The organism is Acidovorax sp. PRC11, from assembly GCF_031844105.1.
Taxonomy (GTDB): domain Bacteria; phylum Pseudomonadota; class Gammaproteobacteria; order Burkholderiales; family Burkholderiaceae_C; genus Paracidovorax.
The window spans coordinates 79,562-103,348 of sequence record NZ_JAUZUQ010000012.1; the positions used below are offsets into that span (position 1 = coordinate 79,562).

General features: G+C 72.0%; 20 protein-coding genes. 10 read left to right on the top strand and 10 right to left on the bottom strand.

The features are described from left to right. Positions 1-52: 52 nt before the first annotated feature. On the top strand, positions 53-1,915 hold the full coding sequence (recQ, locus tag Q9R47_RS14985) for a DNA helicase RecQ (protein ID WP_311233996.1): 1,863 nt from the start codon (positions 53-55) through the stop codon (positions 1,913-1,915). Here recQ and Q9R47_RS14990 read toward each other — a convergent pair. Both Q9R47_RS14990 and Q9R47_RS14995 read right to left on the bottom strand, forming a co-directional pair. After that, positions 1,873-2,994, bottom strand: coding sequence for a serine hydrolase (locus Q9R47_RS14990; protein ID WP_311233997.1), 1,122 nt, complete (start codon positions 2,992-2,994; stop codon positions 1,873-1,875). The genes recQ and Q9R47_RS14990 overlap by 43 nt on opposite strands. Then, positions 2,915-4,264 (bottom strand): serine hydrolase, encoded by a 1,350-nt coding sequence (locus tag Q9R47_RS14995; protein ID WP_311233998.1) that lies wholly within the window; start codon positions 4,262-4,264, stop codon positions 2,915-2,917. The genes Q9R47_RS14990 and Q9R47_RS14995 overlap by 80 nt, the downstream gene beginning before the upstream one ends. A 195-nt stretch (positions 4,265-4,459) precedes the next feature. Here Q9R47_RS14995 and Q9R47_RS15000 point away from each other — a divergent pair, with 195 nt between their 5' ends. From Q9R47_RS15000 to Q9R47_RS15025, 6 genes are all read left to right on the top strand, one after another. Continuing rightward, positions 4,460-5,470 carry a hypothetical protein gene (locus Q9R47_RS15000; protein WP_311233999.1) on the top strand — a complete coding sequence of 337 codons (1,011 nt, stop codon included), beginning with the start codon at positions 4,460-4,462 and terminating at the stop codon, positions 5,468-5,470. A gap of 11 nt (positions 5,471-5,481) precedes the next feature. Further along, positions 5,482-7,947, top strand: coding sequence for an ATP-dependent DNA helicase (locus Q9R47_RS15005; protein ID WP_311234000.1), 2,466 nt, complete (start codon positions 5,482-5,484; stop codon positions 7,945-7,947). Between the two features lie 43 nt (positions 7,948-7,990). Continuing rightward, positions 7,991-8,620, top strand: coding sequence for a TetR/AcrR family transcriptional regulator (locus Q9R47_RS15010; protein WP_311234001.1), 630 nt, complete (start codon positions 7,991-7,993; stop codon positions 8,618-8,620). A 38-nt stretch (positions 8,621-8,658) separates the two neighbouring features. Then, positions 8,659-9,240: a cytochrome b gene (locus tag Q9R47_RS15015; protein WP_311234002.1), complete on the top strand. Its 582-nt coding sequence runs from the start codon at positions 8,659-8,661 to the stop codon at positions 9,238-9,240. 132 nt (positions 9,241-9,372) lie between these two features. Then, the gene (locus Q9R47_RS15020) at positions 9,373-10,236 is read left to right on the top strand and encodes a hypothetical protein (protein WP_311234003.1); all 864 of its coding nucleotides are present in this window, start codon (positions 9,373-9,375) and stop codon (positions 10,234-10,236) included. A 254-nt stretch (positions 10,237-10,490) separates the two neighbouring features. After that, entirely contained in the window at positions 10,491-11,675 is a 1,185-nt protein-coding gene (locus tag Q9R47_RS15025) for a Fe-S oxidoreductase (RefSeq protein ID WP_311234004.1), read from the top strand. 129 nt (positions 11,676-11,804) lie between these two features. Here the strand turns inward: Q9R47_RS15025 and Q9R47_RS15030 are convergent, their stop codons facing one another. The 6 genes from Q9R47_RS15030 to Q9R47_RS15055 all read right to left on the bottom strand — a co-directional run bounded on the left by Q9R47_RS15030 (position 11,805) and on the right by Q9R47_RS15055 (position 19,035). After that, positions 11,805-13,106 carry a Glu/Leu/Phe/Val dehydrogenase gene (locus Q9R47_RS15030; protein ID WP_311234005.1) on the bottom strand — a complete coding sequence of 434 codons (1,302 nt, stop codon included), beginning with the start codon at positions 13,104-13,106 and terminating at the stop codon, positions 11,805-11,807. A 136-nt stretch (positions 13,107-13,242) separates the two neighbouring features. Continuing rightward, positions 13,243-14,121 (bottom strand): PPK2 family polyphosphate kinase, encoded by an 879-nt coding sequence (locus tag Q9R47_RS15035; RefSeq protein WP_311234006.1) that lies wholly within the window; start codon positions 14,119-14,121, stop codon positions 13,243-13,245. 111 nt (positions 14,122-14,232) lie between these two features. Continuing rightward, positions 14,233-16,422, bottom strand: coding sequence for a TonB-dependent siderophore receptor (locus tag Q9R47_RS15040; protein ID WP_311234007.1), 2,190 nt, complete (start codon positions 16,420-16,422; stop codon positions 14,233-14,235). A 220-nt stretch (positions 16,423-16,642) separates the two neighbouring features. Beyond that, on the bottom strand, positions 16,643-17,086 hold the full coding sequence (locus Q9R47_RS15045; RefSeq protein WP_311234008.1) for a DUF4087 domain-containing protein: 444 nt from the start codon (positions 17,084-17,086) through the stop codon (positions 16,643-16,645). Between the two features lie 7 nt (positions 17,087-17,093). Further along, positions 17,094-17,999, bottom strand: a complete 906-nt coding sequence (locus Q9R47_RS15050; protein WP_311234009.1) for a glycoside hydrolase family 19 protein — start codon at positions 17,997-17,999, stop codon at positions 17,094-17,096. A 124-nt stretch (positions 18,000-18,123) separates the two neighbouring features. Then, positions 18,124-19,035: a LysR family transcriptional regulator gene (locus Q9R47_RS15055; RefSeq protein WP_311234010.1), complete on the bottom strand. Its 912-nt coding sequence runs from the start codon at positions 19,033-19,035 to the stop codon at positions 18,124-18,126. 71 nt (positions 19,036-19,106) lie between these two features. Between Q9R47_RS15055 and Q9R47_RS15060 the strand changes: the two genes are divergently transcribed. Continuing rightward, positions 19,107-19,571 (top strand): PACE efflux transporter, encoded by a 465-nt coding sequence (locus Q9R47_RS15060; protein WP_311234011.1) that lies wholly within the window; start codon positions 19,107-19,109, stop codon positions 19,569-19,571. Between the two features lie 321 nt (positions 19,572-19,892). Here the strand turns inward: Q9R47_RS15060 and Q9R47_RS15065 are convergent, their stop codons facing one another. Further along, on the bottom strand, positions 19,893-20,408 hold the full coding sequence (locus Q9R47_RS15065) for a hypothetical protein (RefSeq protein ID WP_311234012.1): 516 nt from the start codon (positions 20,406-20,408) through the stop codon (positions 19,893-19,895). After that, a complete protein-coding gene (gene cynR, locus Q9R47_RS15070; protein ID WP_311234013.1) occupies positions 20,405-21,343 on the bottom strand; it encodes a transcriptional regulator CynR in 939 nt (312 codons plus the stop codon). Before cynR ends, Q9R47_RS15065 begins: the two co-directional genes overlap by 4 nt. Positions 21,344-21,477: 134 nt before the next feature. Here cynR and Q9R47_RS15075 point away from each other — a divergent pair, with 134 nt between their 5' ends. Both Q9R47_RS15075 and Q9R47_RS15080 read left to right on the top strand, forming a co-directional pair. Then, positions 21,478-22,689 carry a muconate/chloromuconate family cycloisomerase gene (locus Q9R47_RS15075; RefSeq protein ID WP_311234014.1) on the top strand — a complete coding sequence of 404 codons (1,212 nt, stop codon included), beginning with the start codon at positions 21,478-21,480 and terminating at the stop codon, positions 22,687-22,689. Positions 22,690-22,752: 63 nt separating this feature from the next. Continuing rightward, complete coding sequence (locus Q9R47_RS15080) at positions 22,753-23,778, top strand: tripartite tricarboxylate transporter substrate binding protein (RefSeq protein ID WP_311234015.1); 1,026 nt, start codon at positions 22,753-22,755, stop codon at positions 23,776-23,778. Positions 23,779-23,787: the final 9 nt, after the last annotated feature.

Sequence of the window (23,787 nt, forward strand, 5' to 3'; positions counted from 1 at the left end):
CCAACGCCGCGCGGGCACCCCCCGACGCCACCGAACAGAGAGTTCCACCGCCTTGTCCCCCGCGCTTTTCGTCCTGCACGACGTTTTCGGCTACGAGCATTTCCGCGGCCCGCAGGAGGCCATCGTCGAACACGTGATCGCCGGCGGCGACGCGCTGGTGCTCATGCCCACGGGCGGCGGCAAGTCGCTGTGCTACCAGGTGCCTGCCATCGTGCGGCGCGACGCGGGCAGGGGTGTGGCCATCGTGGTGTCGCCGCTGATCGCGCTCATGCACGACCAGGTGGGCGCGCTGCACGAAGCGGGCGTGGATGCGGCCTACCTGAACTCCACGCTCGACTGGCAGCAGACGCAGGAACTGGAGCGGCGCGTGGCGCGCGGCGACATCACCATGCTGTACGCGGCGCCGGAGCGCCTGACCACGCCGCGCTTCCTGGAGCTGCTCGACGGCCTGCACCAGCGCGGGCAGCTGTCGATGTTCGCGATCGACGAGGCGCACTGCGTGAGCCAGTGGGGCCATGATTTCCGCCCTGAATACCGCGCGCTCACCGTGCTGCACGAGCGCTACCCGGGCGTGCCGCGCATCGCGCTCACCGCCACGGCCGATGCGCTCACGCGCGAGGACATCGTCGAGCGCCTGCAGCTGGAGGACGCGCGGCATTTCGTCAGCAGCTTCGACCGGCCCAACATCCGCTACCGCATCGAGGAGAAGAAGGAGCCCCTCGCGCAGCTGCTGCGCTTCATCGAGCGCGAGCATCCGGAAGACGCGGGCGTGGTCTATTGCCAGTCGCGCAAGCGCGTGGAGGAGATGTCCGCCGCGCTGGTCGATGCGGGATTGAAGTCGCTGCCCTACCACGCCGGCCTGCCGCCCGAAGTGCGCCAGGAGAACCAGGACCGCTTCCTGCGCGAGGAGGGCATCGTGATGGTGGCCACCATCGCGTTCGGCATGGGCATCGACAAGCCCGACGTGCGCTTCGTCGCCCACGTGGACATGCCCAAGAACATCGAGGGCTACTACCAGGAGACCGGCCGCGCCGGCCGCGACGGCCTGCCCGCCGACGCCTGGATGGCCTACGGCCTGCAGGACGTGGTGAACCAGCGCCGCATGATCGGCGAGAGCCCCGCGGGCGAGGAGTTCAAGCAGGTGATGCGCGGCAAGCTGGACGCGCTGCTGGGCCTGGCCGAGGCCACGGACTGCCGGCGCGTGCGGCTGCTGGGCTACTTCGGCGAGCCGTCCGAGCCCTGCGGGAATTGCGACAACTGCCTGAACCCGCCTGCGGTGTGGGACGGCACGGACGCCGCGCGCAAGCTGCTGTCCACCATCTACCGCGTGCACGAGGCGAGCGGCCTCACCTTCGGCACCGGCCACATCATGGACATCGTGCGCGGCAAGGACACCGACAAGATCCGGCAGTTCGGCCACGACAAGCTCTCCACCTTCGGCGTGGGCAAGGAATACACCGAACCGCAGCTGCGCGGCGTGCTGCGGCAACTGCTCGCCACGGGCGCGGTGGGCCTGCACAAGGTGATGCTGGAGAGCGGCCACAGCTTCGATACCCTGAGCCTCACGGCCGGCTCCAAGCCGGTGCTCAAGGGCCAGGTGCCCGTGCAGCTGCGCGAATCCACCGCCAGCACGCCGGCCAGGCGCACCCGCCGCAGCACCGCGCCGCCGGCGGCCGCTGCCAACCTCGGGCCGGACGCCCAGGTGCGCTTCATCAACCTCAAGGCCTGGCGCGCCGAGGTGGCGCGCGAGCACAACCTGCCGGCCTACGTGATCTTCCACGACGCCACGCTGGCCGCGATCGCGGAGCGCCAGCCCGCCTCGCTCGCCGACCTGCAGGGCATCAGCGGCATGGGCGCCAAGAAGCTGGAGGCCTACGGCGCCGACGTGCTGCGCGTCTGCGCCTCGGCGGGCTGAGCGGCCGGCCGGTCCTGCAGCAGCGTGCGCGTGATCGCGCGGCCGATCTGCTCGAACAGCCGGCCCGCCTGCCGCATCTCGTCCATCCCCTCGGCGCAGGTCGCCACCACGATCGCCCGCGCGCCGCCGTCCTGCGGGTCGATCACGCCCATGTGGCAGGCGCGGTGGTACTGCGTGCCGGTCTTGTGGATGAAGCGCACGGTGCGCGGCAGGCCCGCCTCCAGCCGGTAGGCGTCATAGGTGTCGAACTTCAGGTCCTTGTAGAGCATCTGCTGGTGGGGCGGCGTCAGCAACTGGCCGCGCACCAGCTTCTCCAGCATGCCGCCGTAGCCCGCGAGCGTGGCGGTGTTGGCGCCCCGGGCGTAGTAGCGGTCATAGGCCTCCTCCATCGTCTTCACCTGCAGCTCGTCCTTCCCGACCTGCAGCGTGCGCGCCAGCGCCTGCACGCGCTGCGGGCCCATCGGGGCGGCGGCCACGCGCACCAGGTCCATCGGCGCGATCTCGCGCGCGCGCGGATGCAGCTCCGCGTACACGTCCTGGCGCACCTGCGTGAAATTGGTGAGCGGGCCGACGTTGCGCGCGCCCATCAGCGCCTGCGCGCGGGTGTTGAATGTCTCCTGCCCGATGGTGCGGATCAGCAGGTTCGCCGCGGTGTTGTCGCTCTCCATCAGCATGCGGCGCAGCAGCGTCTCGACGCTGTGCTGCGTGCCCACGGGCTGCCAGACCAGCGCGCCGGAGCCGTCGATCTTGTCGCGCTCTTCCACGCGCAGTTCCTGGTCCAGGCGCAGCCGGCCCTGCTGCACTTCCTGCAGCACCGCGATCGCCAGCGGCAGCTTCGCCGACGATGCGAGGTACCAGCGCCGGTCGGCCTGCCAGGTGAAGGTCTCGCCATTGTCCAGGCGCTTCACGTACAGGCCGAACTGGCCGGGGGTCTCGCGTTCGAGCTTCTGCACCTGGGCGCCCAGCGCCTCGGCCCAGGCGGGGGCGGCCAGCGCCCGTTCAGGCGTCGTCGTCCCCAGCGCCGTCAGCAGCAGGGGCAGCGCCGCCGCCAGCACCGTGCGGGCGAGCCCCCGGCGCATCGCCGGACGGCGCGGCACCGGGGCCGGACGCCCGGGCGGGCAGGGTGGGGCAGCGTGGTTCATGCGATCTCCCGTCGGACAGCAGGCCCGACTGGCAGAGAGCGATGCCGACCTGCCGGAGCGCGCGATCGGACCGGGCCGTGGAAGGTTCGCCGCGCGTGCAGGCCACCACCAGCACGCGCCGCTCGGGGAGGGAGCGCGGCACGGTGACCAAGCCTGAATCGCATGTTCGTGCGCGCTGCGTGCCGGTCTTGTGGGCGAAGCGCGCACCCGGCGGTAGTCCCGCCTTGATGCGCTGCGGGCCGGTCTTCACGCGCTCCATCACCGACAGCAGGTAGGCCGTGTGCCGGGCATCGAGCGCGCGGCCTTCCACGAGCGCCTGCAGCAGGTCGGCGTAGGCGTCCAGGCGCCCGCTGTTCAGGCCGCCGGCGTAGTAGGTCTCGTAGGCCGAGGCCAGGTCCGTGGGCGCGAGCGAGCGCTCCGGCACGCGCAGCAGCGTGGCCAGCGCCGCCCGCGCCGCCGCGTCGCCGTGCAGCCGCTGCTGCTGGCGCAGCGCGAGGAAGTCGGTGCCCGAGAGATGCGCCGCCTCGGGCGTGAGCACGCCGTACACGTGGCGGCGCACGTCGGCCAGCGAGGTGATGCGCCCGAACCCCCGGGGCACCAGCGACTGCACCACCGCGTTCACGGTGCCGATGCCCACCAGCCCGATCAGCATGTCGCTGGCGGTGTTGTCGCTGTAGACGATCATCTGCTCCAGCAGGTAGCGCACGGTGAGCGGCGCGCCCACGGGCCGGCCGTTGGTGGGGCCGGCGCCGTCCACGTAGTCGGCGGCGCGCAGGGTGAGCGGGGTGTCGAGCGTGAAGTCGCCGCGCTCCACGCCGCGCAGCACCGCGATCGCCACCGGCACCTTCACGGTGGAGGCCAGGTACCACGGCTCCGATCCGTGGAACGAGGCCGAGGCCCCCGTTTCCAGGTCGCGCACGTAGACGCCCAGGCGCACCCGGCTGTCGGCCTCGGCCTGTGCCAATGCGCGCTCCAGGGGCTGCACCCAGGCCGGTGCGGACACCACGGGCGCCCGCTCGGCCGGTTGCGGCAGGGTGGCGGGCGGGAAATCGACCGGCGAGGCCGTGCGCACGGTCTGCGCCATGGCGGGTGCCAGGGCGACACACCACAGCGCGGAGACGGCGCATGCCAGGCGCCGCAGCGAGCGGGCGGCGCGGGCGGACGGAGCGGTGGCGGCGGAGAGTGCGGGGAAGAAAGTGGCGGGCATGCGGGCGGTCCCGGGATGCGGGCGGATGGCAGGGGAGGGGCGAAGCCCGGCCTCGGCACGGGCGCGAGGTTCCACCCTATCGTGCCCACGGGCGCTGCGCCGTAGGGCAATGTCCCTTGCGCCGCGGATGGCGAATGGCCGAGGCCGGACTCGTCCGTTGCACTGTATTTACAATCAGTGGTTTGAGCCCACGCCATGCCGGACATCGCCATCCAACGCATCCACCGCACGCGCCTCCTGCAGATCTGGCGGTCCGCGGGCTGGCCCTGCCGCGATGCGATCGAGATCGACCTGCTCGCGGCCGGCATGGTGCGGCTGGCGCAAGAGCCGGGCGGCCACGAGGTGCTGCGCCTCACCGATGCCGGCATCGTCTGCCTGGCCGAAGCGCGGCAGAAGGGCGCGCGCGCCCTCAGCGCCCACGACCGGCTGGCGATGCGCTTCTCGGAGCAATTGCGCGCGGCGGGGCGCATCGTCTGGCGCGAGCTGTCGCTGCGCGCGGCGGTGGAGGCGCTGCCGACCGCGCCCGTACCTGCACCTGCACCTGCACCTGCACCTGCACCTGCACCTGCACCTGCACCTGCACCTGCACCTGCACCTGCACCTGCATCCACTCCGGCACCCGGTTCGCAGACGGCACCCATGCCCGTGCCCGCCGGCCGCCTGGCCTTGCGCGGGCTGTGGGACGACGACGAGGAGGGCGCAGGCGGCGCATGCGCCCCCACACCCGCGGTGGCGCGCATCTGGCGCATGGCGCGCCCTGATCTGTTCTCGATCCGGCACACCAGCGTGCCCGCCTACCTGCAGCCCATGGTGCACGAGGTGAAGGCCAGCCGCGCCGACCTGCTCTCCGACCTGCGGCATGCGGCCAAGCGCGAGGCCTACCAGTGGCTCTGCGAGGAGTGCTACTACGTCTTCCCCGCGGGCATCGCCCGGCCCGAGGAAATCCCCGAGCCGTTCGGCGTGTGGGTGCTGCACGGCACGATCGAGACCGGCCGTTTCGAGCTGCTGCGCCCCGCGCGCCATGCGCGTTGCCCGCTACCCTTCGCCGTCTGGATGGCGCTGTGCCGGGCCACGCCGATGTACGGCGACGGCGAGCCCGCGCAGGCGCTGCTGGGCGAAGGGGGGGAGGGTGCGGAGACCGGCGCGGTGGCCGGCGGCATGCCGGGCTCTGCCCAGGACGGGCCCGTGCCCGCGGCGCAGCCCTGACGGAGCGCACCATGCAGGCGGTGCCCATGGCCGTGCCCCCGGACGGCGCGGAGCCGGCGTCCGGCCCGCAGCAGGATCCGGGCCTGGACCCCAGCTACACCGTCGCGGTGCGCGAACTGTGCGAGTTCACCGCCAAGGCCGGCGACCTGGACCTGCGCTTCACACCGGCGCCCACCGCGCTCGAAGGCATCGCCGGCCATGCGGTGGTGGGCGGGCGGCGCGGCGCCGGCTACGAGCGCGAGGTGACGCTCGCCGGCGACTGGCGCGACGGCCCGCTGCACCTGCGGGTGCGGGGCCGGGCCGATGGTTTCGATGCCGCCGCCGGCCGGCTGGAAGAGGTCAAGACCTTCAAGGGCCGGCTGGACCGGCAGCCCGCGTCGCACCGCGCATTGCACTGGGCGCAGGCCAAGGTCTACGGCTGGCTGCTGTGCGAGGCGCGGCAGCTCGGCGCGGTCGAGGTGGCGCTGGTGTACTTCGACATCGGCACCCAGCAGGAGGTGGTGTTCACCGAGCGCTGCACCGCCGAAGCGCTGCGCGCGCATTTCGACACGCAGTGCCGCCGCTTCGTGGCCTGGGCCGCGCAGGAGGTGGCGCACCGCCGGGCGCGCGACGCCGCCCTGGCCGCGCTGGCGTTCCCGTTCGGCGCCTTCCGCACCGGGCAACGGCCCCTGGCCGAGGCCGTCTACCGCGCCGCCACCGCCGGCCGCTGCCTGCTGGCCCAGGCGCCCACGGGCATCGGCAAGACGGCGGGCACGCTGTTCCCGCTGCTGAAGGCGGCGCCCGGCGAGCGGCTGGACAAGATCTTCTTCCTGGCCGCCAAGACCTCGGGCCGGCAGGTGGCGCTGGACGCGCTGGCGCGCATGGCGGGGCCCGCGCGCGAGGACGGCCGCGGCGGCGCCCTGCCGCTGCGCGTGCTGGAACTCGTCGCGCGCGAGAAGGCCTGCGAGCACCCGGGCCAGGCCTGCCATGGCGACGCCTGCCCGTTGGCGCGCGGCTTCTACGACCGGCTGCCCGCCGCCCGCGCCGCGGCGCTCGGCCCGCGCGCCTTCGCCACGAACGTTGCGACCGCCCCGACCGCCACCCACGCCACTGGCCCGCTGGCGCTGGACCAGGCCCGCGTGCGCGAGGCCGCGCTGGCCCACGGCGTGTGCCCCTACTACCTCTCGCAGGAGCTGGCGCGCTGGGCCGACGTGGTGGTGGGCGACTACCACTACTACTTCGACCTGGGCGCGATGCTGCACGGCCTCGCGCAGGCCAACCAGTGGCGCGTGGCCGTGCTGGTGGACGAGGCGCACAACCTCGTCGAGCGCGGGCGCCGCATGTACACGGCCGAACTGCTGCCCGGCACGCTGCACGAGGCGCGCCGCTCGCCCACGGCCGCCGCGGTGCCGGTCGTGAAGAAGGCGCTGGACCGCATCCGCCGCGCGTGGGTCGCGTTGGACAAGGCGGTGGAAGCGCAGGCGCCGGCGGCCGCGCGGCCCGCGGGCGCGGCCAGCTACGTGGTGCAGCCGGAAGGCTTTCCGCCGAAGCTGCTGGCGGCGCTGCAACAGGGCAGCAGTTCCCTGGGCGAGCATTTCGCCGAACACCCCGAGCAGGCCGACGGCGCGCTGCAGGCCTTCTACCTCGAAGCCCTGCAGGCGCTGCGCATGGCCGAACTGCTCGATGCCCACTCCCTCGTGGACGTGCAGCGGCCCGCAGGCGCCGCGCCGGGCGGCTCCACGGTCTGCGTGCGCAACATCGTGCCCGCGCCCTTCCTCGCGCCGCGCTTCGCCGCCGCCCGCACCGCCACGCTGTTCTCGGCCACGCTGGCGCCCACGCGCTACTACGCCGACCTGCTGGGCCTGCCCGCAGGGCATGCGGCCACCGAGGTCGCTTCCCCCTTCGCCGCCGCGCAGTTGCAGGTGCAGGTGGCCCGCCACATCTCCACGCGCTACGCGCACCGCGCCGCCTCGGCCGTGCCCATCGCCGACCTGATGGCGCGGCAGTTCAGCGAGCGGCCCGGCAACTACCTGGCGTTCTTCAGCAGCTACGACTACCTCGCCCAGGTGGCCGAGGCCTTCGCCCGCCGCCATCCGGCGCTGCCGCACTGGTGCCAGTCCCGTCGCATGCAGGAGGCCGAGCAGCGCGCCTTCCTGGCCCGTTTCACGGAGGACAGCGAGGGCATCGGCTTCGCCGTGCTCGGCGGCGCCTTCGCCGAGGGCATCGACCTGCCCGGGCGTCGGCTGATCGGCGCCTTCCTCTCCACGCTGGGCCTGCCGCAGATCAACCCGGTGAACGAGCAGATCCGCGCGCGCATGGAGCAGCTCTTCGGGGCCGGCTACGACTACACCTACCTCTACCCGGGCCTGCAGAAGGTCGTGCAGGCCGCGGGCCGCGTGATCCGCACGCCGAGCGACGAGGGCGTGGTGCACCTGATCGACGACCGTTTCGCGCGGGCCGAGGTGCGGCGGCTGCTGCCGCGCTGGTGGGAGGTGTGATGGTTTCGCATACGGTACGTATGTGGATTAACATACGCGCCGTATGCCAAAGCGATCATCTCCTTCCGCGCAGGCCGCGCCGGCCCCGCGCCGCACGCGCGCCGACGCCATGGCCGCCACGCGTGCCCGCCTGCTGGCCGTGGCCCGCCGTGCTTTTGCCGAGCAGGGCTACGCCGGCACGTCGATGGACGATTTCACGGCCGAGGCCGGGCTCACCCGCGGGGCGCTCTACCACCACTTCGGCGGAAAGCAGGGGCTGCTGGTGGCGGTCATCGGGCAGATCGAGGCCGAAGTGGGCGAGCGCCTGCAGGAAGTCTCCCAGGCCGCGCCCGATCCGTGGGAGGGACTGCGCCGCCGCTGCCAGACCTACCTCGAGCTGGCCCTGGTGCCCGAGATCCGCCGCATCATCCTGCAGGATGCGCGCGCGGTGTTCGGCGACGTTCCGCAGGCCGCGCAATCGGTGGCCATCGCCGCGCTGGAAGAGGCCCTGCAAGGCCTGATCGCCAGCGGCACCGTGGCGCCCGTGCATGCGGGAGTGACGGCGAGGATGCTCTATGGCGCGGTCACCGAGGCCTCGTTCTGGATCGCCGAGCCGGACGGCGACCCGGCCGCGCGCCTCGCCCAGGCACAGCGCGGGCTCGACCGGCTGCTGGCAGGCCTGCTCGCCCACTGACGGCATTTTCTCCACCACGCAACCAGGAGCACACGGCCATGCAGTGGCGCAACACCGCGACCCGCTTCGGCGCGCTCGCCCAATTCTTCCACTGGACGAGCGCCGCCGCGTTCATCGGCGCCTATGCCGTCGTCTACTACGTCATCTGGTGCATGGACGACACCTCGGACGCGTCCCTGCCCGTGCTGAACATCCACTGGGTGCTGGGACTGCTGGTGGGCTTCCTGGTATTGCCGCGGCTGCTCTGGCGGTGGCTGGACGCGCAGCCCGACGACCCGCCGGGCGCGCCGCTCGAACATGCGCTCGCCCGTGCCGCGCACTGGGGTCTGTACGGACTGCTGATCGTGATGCCGCTCACCGGCTACATCGGCACCGGGGCACCGACGGATTTCGGCCTGTTCACCGTTCCCGGCTTCAACGACACGGCCCTGTTCCGCTGGATCGGCCGCACCTGGGGCGTGGGCTGGGAGGCCTTCGAGGCGCCGATCGATGCCGTGCACCACTTCATCGGCCAGTACGTGGCCTGGGCCGTCGTGCTGCTGCACGTGGCGGCCGCGCTCTACCACCACCGGGTGCGCCGTGACGGCGTTCTGGAGCGCATGCTGCCGGGGGCGCGATGAGGGCTAGACCGTCCGGCTTACGCAGCCCTGACGACTGCAGGGCCCCAGTACCACGGTGGGACAATGGATTACAAAAGTTCACGATTCCTCCCCATTTGGGTATAACGTACCCACTATTCGGAGGAGAGCGCTTTGGGTTTCAAACAATGGGCAGCCGCTGCGTTGCTGGCCTGCGCCATGGGCGCGCACGCCTACGAGCCCCAGGCGGGCACCTGGGTCGTCACTTCGGAGGTGAACGGCAAGCCCGGCCGGGGCCTGTCGGTGGACGTGCAGAACGGCACCCTCGCGCTGCAGATGTACGCCTATGAAGGCAACGGGCAGCCGACCTTCTACCTGGCCGTCGGGCAGGTGTCCAACAACCGGGTCACGGCGCGCCTGAACCGCTACACCGGCGGGCCGTACTTCGGCGGCCCCGCGCAGTCCGGCGCCGAAGCCGGCAGCCCCGGCAACGTCAGCATCCGCTTCACGAGCGGCACCACCGGCTTCATCACCTTCCCGAACGAGCCCGAAAAAGCGATTTCCCGCTTCAATTTCGGCTACCCCCGCACGGCGCCCAGCCTCCTGGGCCTCTGGACCTTCACCTCGATCGGCTCCGAAGGCGTGCGCACCGACGCCGTGCAGCTGAGCGGCTTCCAGCCGGCCACCCGCAGCGGCAACGGCCTGGCCGTCAGCAGCGACGGGCTCTTCGGGTGCGAGCACCAAGTGTCCGGCGAGCTGGCCGGCACGGTGCTGTGCGTGCGGGTCACGAGCGGCGGCTCGCTGCTGCGCGCGTATGCGATGAACTACAGCGTGAACGACGGCGAAGGCTACTCGCAGGGCGCTTCCAGCAATACCCAGCAGCTCATGGTGGTGCGCCGCGTGGCGACGCTCCAGGGCGACGGCACGGGCATCGTCTACAAGGCGTCCGAAGAGGCTTCCACGCCGCCTTCGCCCCTGCTGCAGCAGGCCCTGCGCGACCAGCTGGAGGCCGTGGCCCGCGAAGCCGCCGCGCCCTGAACGGGCAGGGCAGGGCCGCCCGGGCGATCGGGTGTCCCCGTGGGGCCACGATGACGCCGTTCCGGGCCCTGCCGCCATAACGCCGCAGCCGCCGTAGCACCCCAGCCGCCGGGCCCGGCACGGCACTGGTACGTGCCGCGTCCACGGCCGGGCAGGTGCCGGCGGACGTGGCATTCCGGCCCGCCCCGGCGCAGAATCCCAGCCGGGCCGCCTGTGCGCCTGCGTGCGCAGGGCGCGGCCCGGTCCGGAGTGCCATGCCCCCTTCGTCCATCGATCCACCCCGCCCGCCCCAGGCGCCGCTGGCACGCCTGCTGGCGGAAGCTGCCCTGCAGCGGCAGGGCATGCTGCTCGGCAGCGACCGGGCCGACGGATCCGCGCCGGCGGCTGCTCCGGCGCCCGGGGCGGCGGCTGCGCCTCCCCCTCTGCCGCTCCCTTCCGCCGACCGGGTGAGCGTCTCCCCCGAAGCCCGCGAGCGGGCGCGCACCGCGGAGGCCGCCGCGGGCGGCGCAGGCACGGCGCCGCCGCCACGCGCCGGCATGGCGGGCGGTGCGCCGTCCGGCGTGCCCGGCCGGGAATCCCCTGCCGCGGGCCGCCTGGCGGGCGGTGCCTCGCCCGGCATGGCCCTGCCGGCGCCCGCCGCCACGGCAGGCCCGGGCGTGGTGGGGGGCGCGGGCGAGGCCTGGCCGGCCGGCGGGGTTTCGGGCCCGATGCGCACGCTGCTCGGCCTGCTGGCGCACCGCCTGGGAGAGGGCAGCGGCGGGGAGGCCGTGCGCGTGGTGGCGGCACAGCCGTGGACGGCCGGGCTGGCCCAGGGCCTGCGCGATGCCCTGGCCGCGCAGGGCGGGGCGGCGGCCGCCCTGCAGACCTGGCGCGTGGGCCAGGGCAGCGTCCTGGCGCAGGACGGCGAGCGCGGATTCACCTTCACGCTCCAGGTGCCCGCCGCCTGGGCGGAGCGCGGTGCGACCGCCGCGGCATCAGCATCGGCTGCGGGCGCCGCTACCGCCACGGCAGGCGCGCCCGGTGCGTCGGGCCCGAATGCCGCAAGCACTGCGGCGCCCTCGCTGGCACTGCCGTTCCCGGGGCGGATGGGCCGGCTTGATTCGGGTGTGTTCGCGCTGGTGCTGCAGCAGGGAGCGGGCGAGCCAGGCGCGGCGGGCCGCACCAGCGCATTGCTGTCACTGGAGTTCCAGCCACCGCCGCAGGCCGCGCTCTATGGCCGCGAGTGGATGCAGCAGGCGGCGATGCGGGCCGACCCCTGGCTGCAGATGGCGGCGCTGCAGGCGGGTGGATGGCGTCCGGAGGACGAGGAAGCGGAGGCCGCCGCACGCCGGGGCGCACTGCCGGCCTGCGACCAGCCGGGCTGCCCCTACGAGGGCCGCGCGCCCTGCGCGCAGCCCTTCTGCCTGGCACTGCGCGTCGAGCCCCGCCGCCCGGCCTGACCGGTGCTTTTGCCATGCCATAGAAAAAAGCCGCCAGGCCCGGGTAGGGCGCTGGCGGCTTCTTCCTGCCATGCACGCTCGGTGGGCGCGCACGGCGGGGAGGGCATCGGTCTTGCCGAAGTCAGTGCATCAGGGATACAGGCCGCGCATTTCGCGGGCGTGCAGGATGCGCTGGCAGGCCACGATGAAGGTGGCGGTGCGCAGCGTCACCTTGTGTTCCTGCGCGACGTGCCAGATGCCGGCGAAGGCCTCCTGCATGATGCGCACCAGGCGGGCGTTGATCTCGTCCTCGCTCCAGAAGAAGCTGGAGAAGTCCTGCACCCATTCGAAGTAGCTGACCGTCACGCCGCCGGCGTTGGCGATCACGTCGGGCAGCACCAGCACGCCCTTGTCGGCCAGGATGTCGTCCGCCTCGGTGGTGGTCGGGCCGTTGGCGCCTTCGATCACCAGCTTGGCCTTGATCTGGCCGGCGTTGTCCTTGGTGATCTGGTTCTCCAGCGCGGCGGGGATGAGGATCTCGCACTCCACGCCCCAGAAGTCGTCCTTCGCCATCGCCTCGGCGCCGGCGAAGCCGCCCACGCCGCCGGTCTGCTTGACGTGCGCCAGCAGGGCGGGCACGTCCAGGCCGCTCTTGTTGATGATGGTGCCGGTGTGGTCCTGCACGGCGACGACCTTGGCGCCCGCCTCGGCGAACAGCTTGCCGGCGATGCCGCCCACGTTGCCGAAGCCCTGCACGGCGATGCGCGCGCCCTCGATCGGCAGGCCCGTCAGCTTGGCCGCCTCGACGCCCACGGTGTACACGCCGCGGCCCGTGGCCTCGACGCGGCCCAGCGAGCCGCCCAGGTCCACCGGCTTGCCGGTGACCACGCCGGTGGCGGTGGCGCCCACGTTCATCGAGTACGTGTCCATCATCCAGGCCATGACCTGGCCGTTGGTGTTCACGTCGGGTGCGGGGATGTCCTTCGAGGGGCCGATCAGCAGGCCGATCTCGCTGGTGTAGCGGCGCGTCAGGCGCTCGAGTTCGCCGCGCGAGAGCTTCTTGGGATCGACGCGGATGCCGCCCTTGGCGCCGCCGTAGGGCACGTTCACGGCCGCGTTCTTCACCGACATCCAGGCCGAGAGGGCCATCACCTCGGACAGCGTCACGTCCTGGTGGAAGCGCACGCCGCCCTTGCCGGGGCCGCGGCTCAGGTTGTGCTGAACGCGGTAGCCCTCGAAGTGGGCGATGGTGCCGTTGTCCATTTCGATGGGAACGTCCACGATCAGGATGCGCTTGGGACGCTTGAGCGTTTCCACCCACCGCGCGAGGCCGCCGAGGTACGGCGTGACGCGGTCCACCTGCTGCAGGTAGTTGCCCCAGGGGCCGAGGTGGTCGGCCTGCAGGTAGGAGGGCACGGCGTGCTGGACGAGGGTGTCGTTGGTGTTCGACATGAAGGGGTTCCTTGGAGGATCGGGGTCAGGAGAAGGACTTTATGCCTCGCCTCCCGCACTGTCCAAGGCCGGTGCGTTACAGAATCATGCATTTAATGCATAGACCCTCCAGCGGCGTTCCCGCGCCGCCGCCGCTTCACTCCACCGTGAAATGCGCCAGCGCCGGATCGCCTTCGGGATAGCGCAGATCCAGGTTCTGCAGCACCGCGCGCAGCACGGTGGCGATCATCAGGTTGCGGTGCGTCTTGGAATTTGCCGGCACGATGGTCCAAGGCGCCCAGGGCGTGTGGGTGGCCGGCAGCAGCGCCTCGTAGGCACGCTGGTAGTCGTCCCATTGCTTGCGCGCCGCGATGTCGCCCATCTCGAACTTCCAGTGCTTGGCCGGGTCGTCCAGCCGGGCCTGCAGGCGCTCGCGCTGCTCGTCCTTGCCGATGTGCAGCATGAACTTGACGATCACGGTGCCGGTCTCGGCCAGCATGCGCTCGAAGTCGTTGATGTGCGCCAGGCGCTGGGCGTGCTGCTCGGGCGTGATCCAGCCCTGCACGACGGGCACCAGCACGTCTTCGTAGTGGCTGCGGTTGAAGACCACGGTTTCGCCGGCCGCGGGCACCTGGGCATGGATGCGCCAGAGGTAGTCGTGCGCGCGCTCGGTCTCGGTGGGCGCCTTCCAGCCCACCACGCGCACGCCGAGCGGGCTGGTCTGGCCGAACACGCCGCGCACGGTGCCGTCCTTGCCCGAGGTGTCGGTGCCCTGCAGCAGCACCAGCAGCTTGAAGCGGCGGTCGGCGTAGAAGAGGTTCTGCAGGCCGTCCAGTTCGGCGGCCAGGTCCTGCACGGCGGCCTTGTCGGTGGCCTTGTCGCCGAGGGAGAAGGGCCTCTTGCCGGGATCGAAGTCGCCCAGGGAGAAGGACTGCGACTTGCCGGCGGGCCGGGGCTGCCAGCGGGCCCAGCGCTCGGCCAGCGCCGGGTCGCGCAGCTGGAACGTCTGGGCGCCGGGATGGGGGGTGTCGGACATGGGAAGGCTCCTGGTCTGCGGCGCGGCGCAGGGGGAGGCCGCGCTGCCGCTATGCATCTTATAGCGGCAGCGGCTTTCCGCTGCGGTGGCCGCGGCCGGGCCCGCCCGGCCTCAGAACTTCACCTGCACCCCCGCCACCACCTGCCGGCCCAGGCCCGGGATGACGGCGATGGCATTCCACGACGCGGCGGCGTAGTGCTTGTCGAACAGGTTGTTCACGTCCAGCGTGAGCCGGGTGCGCGGGTCGATCTGCCAGTAGCCCGTGAGGCGCGCGGTGGTGTAGGCGGGCAGCCGGTAGGTGTCGGTGGCGGTGCCCGTGCGCTCGCCCACGTGCACCAGGCCCGCGCCCACGCCGTAGCGCCCGCCCGAGGCCAGGCGGTCTTCGCGGAGGGCGAACAGGCCGGCGCTCACGCGCGGAATGCCCAGCAGGCGCTTGCCCACCAGGGCGGGGTTGTTGTCGCGCAGCACTTCGGTGTCGGTGAAGGCCGCGTTGGCCGTCAGGCGCCAGTGGGCATCCAGCCGGCCGGCCACGTCGGCCTCGATGCCGCGGCTGCGTACCTCGCCCGCCGCCACGCTGAAATTGCCGTTGTTCGGGTCGCGCGTGAGCACGTTGGTCTTGCGGATGTCGAACACCGCCATCGAGGCGTTCAGGCGCTGGTCGGGCGACTGCCACTTGGCGCCGGCCTCCCATGCCTTGCCCTCCTGCGGATCGAAGGCGTTGCCTGCGGCGTCGGCCCCGGCGTTGGGGCGGAACGAGCGGCCGTAGGAGACGTACACCGAGCTGTCCGGCGTGACCATGTAGCTCAGGCCCACGCGCGGCGTGGCGGCCGAGTGCTGCTGCACCTGGCGCGCATTCGCCATCCAGTTCACGAAGTCCTGGTGGAAGCGGTCGAAGCGCAGGCCCGCCATCAGCTTCCAGCGCGGCGTCAGGTCGATCTGGTCCTGCAGGAACAGGCCGGTGGCGCGCAGGCGGTCGTCCTGCAGATAGCCCTGCACCAGCGGGCCGCGCGGCACGGTGCCGTAGACCGGCGCGTAGATGTCGATGGGGTACTTTTGCGCGGAATAGCGGATGTCCTGCCCCATGTACAGGCGCCAGGATTCCACGCCCGCGAGCACCGTGTGGCGCAGGCCGCCCGTGCTGAACTTGCCCTCCACCTCGCCCTGCACCGACACGTCGCGCGAGGGCAGGGTGCGCCAGCTGTCGGTGCGCGCCAGCGTACGCCCGTCGGCGGCCAGCAGGCCGATCTGGCCCGTGCCGAAGTCCACGGCATTGCCGTAGAACTCGGTCTCGCGGTAGGTGCCGCCCAGGCGCGTGCGCCAGCCGCCGCCCAGGTCATGGTCGAGCGTGACCTGGTGCGTGTCGCCGTTCACGTGCAGGTTGCCGCGGTCGGGCTCCTGCAGGAAACGGTCGGCGGGCAGGGCCAGGGCGTTGCCGCCCACCTGCACCACGCCCCGGTCCAGCGGCGTGCGGATGCGGATGATCTCGGCCTCGTACTGCAGCACGGTGTCGGCGCCGAGCGTCCAGGTGAAGGCCGGGGCGACCACGTACTTGCGGTTGTCCACCAGGTGCGTGCGGCTGGTGCCGTCCTCGGCCACCACGTTCAGGCGGTAGGCGAGGTTCTGCGTGATCGGGCCGGTGGTGTCCAGCGTGGCGCGGCGCAGGCCCAGCGTGCCGATCTGCAGGCCGGCGCTGTGCGCGGCGGTGAACTGCGGCTTCTTCGTGACCACGTTGAGCGTGCCGCCGGGCTCGCTGCTGCCGTAGAGCGCGGCGGCCGGGCCCTTCAGGAACTCCACCCGCTCGATGGTGGCCGCATCGCGCTGCGGGCCGTAGCCGCGGCCGGAGGCGAAGCCGTTGAGCAGCGAGCCGCCGTCGGTGTTGCTGAAGCCGCGGATCGCGTAGTTGTCCCAGGTGCCGCCGAAGTCGTTCATGCGGGTGACGCCGCTCACGAAGTCCACGGTGTCGGCCAGGCGCCGCGCGCCCAGGTCTTCGATGAGCTGGCGGGGCACCACGCGCACGGCCTGCGGGGTTTCGATGAGCGGGGTGTCGGTGCGCGTGGCGGCGGTGTTGCGCTGCACGCCCTGGTAACCCTGGGCCGCATCGCCCGCGTCGCGCACCTGCACTTCCTGCAGCGTGGCGGTGGCCGGCGTGCCCGTGCCCGCGGTGGGCGCCGGGGCCGGCGAGGGTTCGGGGGCGGTCTGCGCCGCGGCGATGCGCGCGGCGGACAGCACGCAGAGCGTGACCAGGGAGAGGGCCAGGGGCGGGCGGCGGCGCGACGGCGCCGTGGGCAGGGGCTGGGACATGTCGGAGCGTTGGACGGTGAGGATCGGGCCAGGCAACGCGGCGGGATGCCGCGGCCTGCGGCATCCGGGCCCGGCCGTTGCGGGCGGCGATGATACATGCAATGAGATTTATTCTCATCAATTGTCGCGCCGCCGTGGCGCGGATCCGTCACCCGCCATGGGGCATGCGCCTGCCTGCCCGGGCATGGCGTCCTGCCTCCGTCTCCGGGGGCGGTCTACCTCACTTCAGCGGGTTCTCCGGCTCCTTGCCCGCCAGCGCCTTGTCGTTGCGGCAGGTCGCCAGCGGCTGCGAGCGGGCCGAGACGATGTTCGCCACTTCCTGCGTTCCGGGGCGGGCGCTCATCTTCAGGCAGGCGCAGCCGTAGCCCGCGCTGCCGTTGCCGGTCTGCACCCAGCGGGACTTGGAGAACGCGGGCCACTTTCCTCCGGCCTGGTGCCCGCCCTGCACGCCGACCGTCCACTCGCCGTCCTTGTCCACCAGCGTGGCGTTGCCCGGCGTCGGGTTGTCGAACCAGCCGCAGCGGTTCTGTGCCGCCGCCGCCGCAGCGGTGGCATTCGGCGGGGCACCGGCGGCCGCGAGCTGGCAGGCGCCGGCCCACAGCAGGGCATGGACGAGGAGCCGGGTGGTCCGGGGGCGGCGGGCTGGGGAAGGGGACTGGGTCATGGCGGGATCAGGGCTGGGCTGCGGGAGCGGGGGCGTTGGCGGCCGCGGGAACCGATTTCAGAAGGATGGCTTCGAATTTCCGGGCGATCGCGGCGATGTCCTCGGCATGATCGCTGCCGTTGACCATCCTGCGGGCCGTCACGTAGTCGGTCACGTCGCCCGCGAAATACATCGAGAACTTGCGGCCGTTCGCGAAGCCGGCGCCCGTGCGCATGCCGTGCGACATCAGGGCATAGGCGACTTCCGCCGTCTTCACCAGTTCCGGATCGTTCAGCAGGTCGAGCCCGCGGCCCAGGGCCACACCCGCCTTGGCGTAGTTGGACCACCAGGTCAGCTGGACGTAGCCGCGGCCGTAGTAGGCGTGCTCGGCACCGTCGTCGGCGTCGTAGACCTTGCTCGCGGCGCCGCCGTCCTTGGTGCCCATGGTGGCGCCCTTGGTGAGCGGCGACACGTCGCCCCCGGCCGTCACCTTGAACTGGTCGCCGTCCTGCTCGGTGATGCGCACGCCGCCGTCCGGCAGCGGTTTGACCTTGACGGGCTCGTGGTACTGCCGCCCCTTGCCGTGGCCGATCTCGCTCACGGGCGCCATGGTCATCAGCCATTTCCGCTGCTTGAGGACCACCGGCTTCTTGTGCTTGTCCAGGATCGGCTGGCCCTTCTTGTTGGTCGCCACCCTGGTGATGGTCTGCGGCGAGGTGGTCTCCCACATCACGGTCGCCAGCATGTAGGCGGCCTGGCGCACGTCGTTGATGGCCGTGTCGCGCTCGATCATGCCGAGCAGGCTCAGCATGTCCGGGATGGCGGCGGCGCTGTAGCGGCCGCTCGTGCTGAAGCGCTCGGTGAATTCTTCCTGGAAGACGACGCGGTTGTAGGGGCCGGTGTGGTGGTAGTTGATTTTCTGCGGCGCTGGCATGGGTCGGGGTGGTTCCATCCGTCGGTCGGGCCGCCAGTCTAGGGCGCCTGGGCGCACCGCCGTTTTGCCGTTTGTAATTTCTGCAAACCGATTTGTGCGGCGGGCCGCACGGCCGCTCCCGCATTCAGCCGTCCCGGTCCGCCGCGGTCTTCGCGGAAGCGCGGATCCATTCCACGAAACGCCGTGCGCCGAGGCCCTGCGGGCGCTCCTTGGACCACACCACGTCCACCCACAGTTTCACGCCGTTGCTGAGGTTGTCGAACGGCATCTCGACCAGCGTGCCGGCGTGGATGCGCGGCTCCACCAGTTCGCGCGGCTGCCAGCCCCAGCCCAGGCCGGCTTCGATCAGGCCCAGCGCCGCCAAGTGGTTGTCGGCGCGCCAGTGGTGGCGCGCGAAGACGAAGCGCGGATCGGTCTGCGCCAGGTCGCGGCCGGCCACGACGATCTGGCGGGTGGTGGTGAGGTGGGCCTCGCTGAGCGGCGCGCCCGCGGCGGCCTGCATCACCGGATGCTGCGGCGCGATGACGGCCACCAGCGTGGCGCTGCCCACTTCCTGGAAGCCTTCGCGCCCGTCCAGGCTGGAGCGCTCGAACACCAGCGCCAGCTGGGCGCGTCCGGCATGCAGCAGGGCCATGGCATCGGCCTGCGGCGCGGCCAGCACCTCCACCTGCAGTTGCGGATAGTCGGCGGTGAGCGCGGCCAGCGCCTCGGTCCACGGGCCGGCCAGCAGCTCGGGCGCGATCGCGATCGTCAGGCGCTCCTCCAGCCCCTGCGTGAGCGACAGGGCCTGCGCATTCAGTTGCCGCAACTGCGCGCCCAGCAGCCGCGCCTGCGGCTCCAGCGCACGGGCCGCGGGGGTGGGGCGGGGCTCGCGCCCGCTGCGGTCGAACAGCTGCACGGCGAGCTCGGCCTCCAGGTGGGCGATGGTCATGCTCACGGCCGAGGGCACCCGCGACAACGCCCGCGCCGCGGCGGAAAACGATCCGTGGTCCAGCACGGCCAGGAACACCTGCACGCTGTCGGAAGAAAAAGCCATGGCAGCGAAGTATCAGAAAAACTGAAAGAAGCTGACTTTATATATCAGTGCCGCGCACATAAAGTGCCCCCATGTTCTCCACTCCGTCTTCGACCGTTTCCCGTCCTTCCGGCCTGCAGGGCCCCGTCCGCCGCGTGGTGTACGTCACGCTGTACGAACTCATCGCCATCGCCTTCGCCACGTTCGGGATGATGTGGGCGACCGGGCAGGGCGCGGGCCACTCGGGCGCCGTCGCCGCGATCGCCTCGGGCATCGCCATCGTGTGGAACGTGGTGTTCAACTGGGCGTTCGAGCGCTGGGAGTCGCGCCAGGCGGTGCGCGGCCGCAGCACGGCGCGGCGCGTGGCGCACGCGATCGGCTTCGAGGGTGGCCTGGCGCTGGTCCTCGTGCCCGTGCTGGCCTGGTGGTTCGGCATCGGCCTGTGGGAGGCTTTCGTGATGGACATGGGCCTGCTGCTGTTCTTCCTGGGCTACACCTTCGTGTTCAACTGGGTGTTCGACCGCGTGTTCGGCCTGCCGGCGTCGGCGCAGGGCTGACCGGGCTGCGTCTTGCGCCTGGGTTCGGGGTGGCCTGTGGTGGTGGCATGCCCCGCTCCGCGAATGTCCCCCGGCCTGCGGCCTCCTCCTTGATTTCGCTGCGCGGGGCATGCCACCACCGCAGGCGGCCAGCGCCGCTGCGGCTTTGCGAAGGCTGGCGCGGCAGAGCGTTGAAATGGTCGGGAGTGCCGGGTAGCCCCTGCAGCGAAATCAAGGAGGAGGCGAAGCCGGGGGACATTCGCGGAAGGGGCTACCCGGTGCTCCCGGCCCGCGCGGGACTCCAATGCCGGCAGCTATGGCCACCTGCGGGCATCGGTACCATCAGCGCCCCCGGGGCGAATAACCGCTCTCGATCCACGCCAGCGCGCTGCCCTGGCCGAGCCTGAAGTTCGCCTCCACGCGCGCCTCGCCCAGCAGCTGTCCGGAAGCGTCGTGCGCCGTCAGCACGGCGTACGGATATTCCTCGTCCGGCACGATGCGCAGCGCCACGCGGACGAGGTCCGCGCCGGCACCCACGGCCACCTCCTTGTGCAGCTGCGCATGCAGTTGCTGCTCGTGGCGGCGCAGCACTTCGGAGGCGGTCTTGACCAGCGTGTGGAAGGCGGTCACGTCCAGCGGCTTGGGGTTCTTCTTGTCGCGGCCCATCGTCCACGGGCCCACCAGCGCCGGCTCGGATTCGCCGCGCAGCGTCATCGACACGGCCCAGCCGTCGTCGTCTTCGTTCTTGATCACTTCGGCCGTCCAGCGGCCGTCGCTCCACAGGCGCGCCTCCTGGATCGGCGCTTCGTGGTCGTCGGGCGATGCCTCGTCGGTGTTCTGCAGGGGAGAGTCGTTCATCGCTGCATTGTCCGGCACGCGGCCGGCCGAGTGGCGGCAACGGTAGCCGCGGCGCGGGGGCCCGCCACCGGCCGCAATCGCGCCACGAACTCGCGTGCCGCCGCGCTGCGCGACGCGTCCCGGCGCCACAGCACGCCCGCGCGGCGCACCGTGGCGGGATCGGTCAGCGTGATCGCGCGCATGCCCGGCCCGGCCTGGCCCGCCGCGCGCTCGGCCGCGATGGTGGCGAGCGGCCCGCCGCGGCAGGCGTGCAGCAGCGCGTCCACCGACTCCATCTCCACCCGCACCACCGGCGCCACGCCGGCCTGGGCGAAGGCCGCGTCGATCATGCGGCGCGTGGCGAAGCTCTGCGGCAGCAGCGCCAGCGGCACGCCGGCCAGCTCGCGCATGCGCAGGCTGCGGCGGCGCGCGAGCGCGTGGCCCGCATGCACCACCAGCTGCAGGCGCTCCTCGAAGAGCGGCTCCGCCTCGATCTCTTCGCGTTGCGCGGGATGGAAGGAGATGCCCACGTCCAGCCGCCCGGCGATCAGCTGCTCTTCGATCGGGCCGCCGCGCAGGTCGCGCACCACCACCTGCACGCCCGGGTAATCCGCGCTGAAGGCGGCCACCGCGTCCGGCACGAGGTGCGTGAGGAAGGTGGGAATCACGCCCACGGTGAGCGTGCCCGCCTGCAGCCCCGCCATGTCGGCCAGCGCCATGCGGCCGGCCTCCAGCTCCCGCAGCGCGCGCGCCGCGTGGCTGCGGAAGGCCATGCCCGCCTGCGAGAGCTTCAGCCCCCGCCCCAGCCGGTCGAAGAGCGGCAGGCCCAGTTCGGCCTCCAGCTGCCGCAGCCCGTGCGACAGGGTGGACTGGGTGACGAACAGCGCGTCGGCCGACTGCGTGAGGTGCTCGGTCTCGGCCACGCTCAGGAAATAGCGCAACTGGCGCAGCTCCATGGAAAGGTTCTCCGGACAGGTGCAGGAAATCGTTCGATGGGATCGAACGGAGCGTGCGATATATACCATTGGATCGGATGCTTTCCGCGGGATAAGGTCGCACCCGAAGCCCGCACATCCACCCGTCCCCCCCCATGACCGCACCTGCTCCCGCCGGCCTGCGCATCGAGCGCATCGAGGCCCGCATCCTCGACATTCCCACCATCCGGCCGCACAAGTTCTCGTTCGGCGCCATCCACCGCCAGAGCCCGGTGGTGGTGCAGCTGTGGCTGTCGGACGGGGCCTGCGGCTTCGGCGAGGCCGCCACCATCGGCGGCCCGTCGTGGAACGAGGAATCCCCCGAAACCATCCTGCACGCCATCACGCAGTACCTCGGCCCCGCGGTGGCCGGGCAGGACGCGGGCCGCTTCGAGCAGTTGCTGCAGCGCATGGACGCCGTCTGCAAGGGCAACCGCTTCGCCAAGAGCGCCGTGGAGATGGCCGCCATCGACGCCGTGGCGCGCTCGCTGGGCCTGCCCGCCTGGCAACTGCTGGGCGGCAAGCAGCGCGAGAGCCTGCCGCTGGCCTGGACGCTCGCCAGCGGCGACTCCGCGCGCGACGTGGAAGAGGCCGAGCGCATGCTGGAAGCGCGCCGCCACCGCATCTTCAAGCTGAAGATCGGCGCGCGCTCCCCGCAGGACGACGTGGCCCACGTGGCCCGCATCGCGCGCGGGCTGGACGGGCGCGCCGACATGACGGTGGACATCAACCAGGCCTGGGACGGCAACACCGCGCGCCGCTACGTGCCCCAGCTCATCGATGCGGGCGTGACCCTGATCGAGCAGCCCGTCGCGCAATGGAACGTGGAGGCCCTGCGCCAGCTCACCGCCGGCCTGCCCGCCGGCGCGCTGGTGATGGCCGACGAAACCGTCTGCACGCCGCAGGACGCGATGCTGCTCGCGCGGCAGGGCGCCTGCCACGTCTTCTCGCTGAAGGTGGCCAAGCACGGCGGCCTGCTGCGCACCCGCGCCGTCGCCGCCGTGGCCGAGGCCGCAGACATCGGCTGGTACGGCGGCACCATGCTGGAGACGTCCCTCGGCAGCGCCGCATCGGCCCACGTGTTCGCCACGCTGCCCGGCGCGCACCACAACTGCGAACTGTTCGGCCCGCAATTGCTGGTGGACGACATCGTCGCCGCGCCCATGGACGTGCGCGATTTCGCCCTGCAGCTGCCCGACGGCCCCGGCTTCGGCGTGGAGGTGCTGCCCGAGGCGCTGCGCCGCTTCGACCGGGCCCGCGACGGCCTCGCGCCCGTGCATGTGGACATGGGCCGCGGCGCCACCGCCGCGGCAGCCCCCCCGAACTGAGCCCAGGCGGCCCGACCGCTGCCTGGAGGCGACTCACGAATCACAAACCTGGAGACAAAGACCATGGCCTCGTCCATCACCCCCCACACCCTGCCCAGCCGCCGCCGCACCCTGGCCCTCGCGGCCGGCGCCATCGCCACCGTGGCGGCCGCCGCCTTCCTGCCGGCCACCGCGCACGCCCAGTCGGAGGGCCCCTGGCCCGCCAAGCCCATCCGCTGGGTGGTGCCGTTCCCGCCCGGCGGCGCGATGGACGTGATCGCCCGCACGCTCGGCGAGCGCGCCGGCCGTGCCCTGGGCCAGCCCTTCGTGATCGAGAACCGGCCCGGCGCGGGCGGCAACATCGGCGCGGACGCCGTGGCCAAGTCGCCGGCCGATGGCTACACGATCATGATCACCTCCATCGGCATGGCCACGAACAAGGCGCTCTACGCCAAGCTCAGCTACGACCCGGTGAAGGACTTCGCGCCCATCAGCCTGCTGGCCGTGGTGCCCAACGTGCTCGTCGTGAACGCCAACAGCCCCGACAAGACGGTGGCCGACGTCATCGCGCACGCCAAGCGCGAGCCCGGCAAGCTCACCTACGCCTCGGCCGGCAACGGCACCTCCATCCACCTGGCGGGCGAGGTGTTCGCCTCCATGGCGGGCCTGAACCTGCTGCACGTGCCCTACAAGGGCAGCGGCCCGGCCGTCACCGACATGCTGGGCGGGCAGGTGGACCTGATGTTCGACAGCATCACCTCGGCCGTCCCGCACATCCAGGCCGGCAAGCTGCGCGCGCTGGGTGTGACCAGCGCCAAGCGCTCGGCCGCGCTGCCCAACGTGTCCACCATCGCCGAAGCCGGCGTGCCCGGCTACGAGGTCTCGCCCTGGTTCGCGGTGTTCGCCCCGGCCGGCACGCCCGCGCCCATCGTGCAGAAGATCAACGCGGCCCTGCTGGACGCGATGAAACAGCCCGACACCAAGGCCCGCTTCGACGCCATCGGCGCCGAGCCGATCGGCAGCACGCCCGCGCAGCTCGCCACCCACCTGGACAAGGAGATGGCGCGCTGGGGCAAGCTGATCAAGGAACGCAACATCCGGATGGATTGACGCCAAGGC

Coding starts and splice junctions, on each gene's coding strand:
- Q9R47_RS14990 (WP_311233997.1), bottom strand. CDS start 2,994: ATGCGCCGGGGGCTCGCCCGCACGGTGCTGGCGGCGGCGCTGCCCCTG.
- Q9R47_RS14995 (WP_311233998.1), bottom strand. CDS start 4,264: ATGCCCGCCACTTTCTTCCCCGCACTCTCCGCCGCCACCGCTCCGTCC.
- Q9R47_RS15000 (WP_311233999.1), top strand. CDS start 4,460: ATGCCGGACATCGCCATCCAACGCATCCACCGCACGCGCCTCCTGCAG.
- Q9R47_RS15005 (WP_311234000.1), top strand. CDS start 5,482: ATGCAGGCGGTGCCCATGGCCGTGCCCCCGGACGGCGCGGAGCCGGCG.
- Q9R47_RS15010 (WP_311234001.1), top strand. CDS start 7,991: ATGCCAAAGCGATCATCTCCTTCCGCGCAGGCCGCGCCGGCCCCGCGC.
- Q9R47_RS15015 (WP_311234002.1), top strand. CDS start 8,659: ATGCAGTGGCGCAACACCGCGACCCGCTTCGGCGCGCTCGCCCAATTC.
- Q9R47_RS15025 (WP_311234004.1), top strand. CDS start 10,491: ATGCCCCCTTCGTCCATCGATCCACCCCGCCCGCCCCAGGCGCCGCTG.
- Q9R47_RS15030 (WP_311234005.1), bottom strand. CDS start 13,106: ATGTCGAACACCAACGACACCCTCGTCCAGCACGCCGTGCCCTCCTAC.
- Q9R47_RS15035 (WP_311234006.1), bottom strand. CDS start 14,121: ATGTCCGACACCCCCCATCCCGGCGCCCAGACGTTCCAGCTGCGCGAC.
- Q9R47_RS15040 (WP_311234007.1), bottom strand. CDS start 16,422: ATGTCCCAGCCCCTGCCCACGGCGCCGTCGCGCCGCCGCCCGCCCCTG.
- Q9R47_RS15045 (WP_311234008.1), bottom strand. CDS start 17,086: ATGACCCAGTCCCCTTCCCCAGCCCGCCGCCCCCGGACCACCCGGCTC.
- Q9R47_RS15050 (WP_311234009.1), bottom strand. CDS start 17,999: ATGCCAGCGCCGCAGAAAATCAACTACCACCACACCGGCCCCTACAAC.
- Q9R47_RS15055 (WP_311234010.1), bottom strand. CDS start 19,035: ATGGCTTTTTCTTCCGACAGCGTGCAGGTGTTCCTGGCCGTGCTGGAC.
- Q9R47_RS15060 (WP_311234011.1), top strand. CDS start 19,107: ATGTTCTCCACTCCGTCTTCGACCGTTTCCCGTCCTTCCGGCCTGCAG.
- Q9R47_RS15065 (WP_311234012.1), bottom strand. CDS start 20,408: ATGAACGACTCTCCCCTGCAGAACACCGACGAGGCATCGCCCGACGAC.
- cynR (WP_311234013.1), bottom strand. CDS start 21,343: ATGGAGCTGCGCCAGTTGCGCTATTTCCTGAGCGTGGCCGAGACCGAG.
- Q9R47_RS15075 (WP_311234014.1), top strand. CDS start 21,478: ATGACCGCACCTGCTCCCGCCGGCCTGCGCATCGAGCGCATCGAGGCC.
- Q9R47_RS15080 (WP_311234015.1), top strand. CDS start 22,753: ATGGCCTCGTCCATCACCCCCCACACCCTGCCCAGCCGCCGCCGCACC.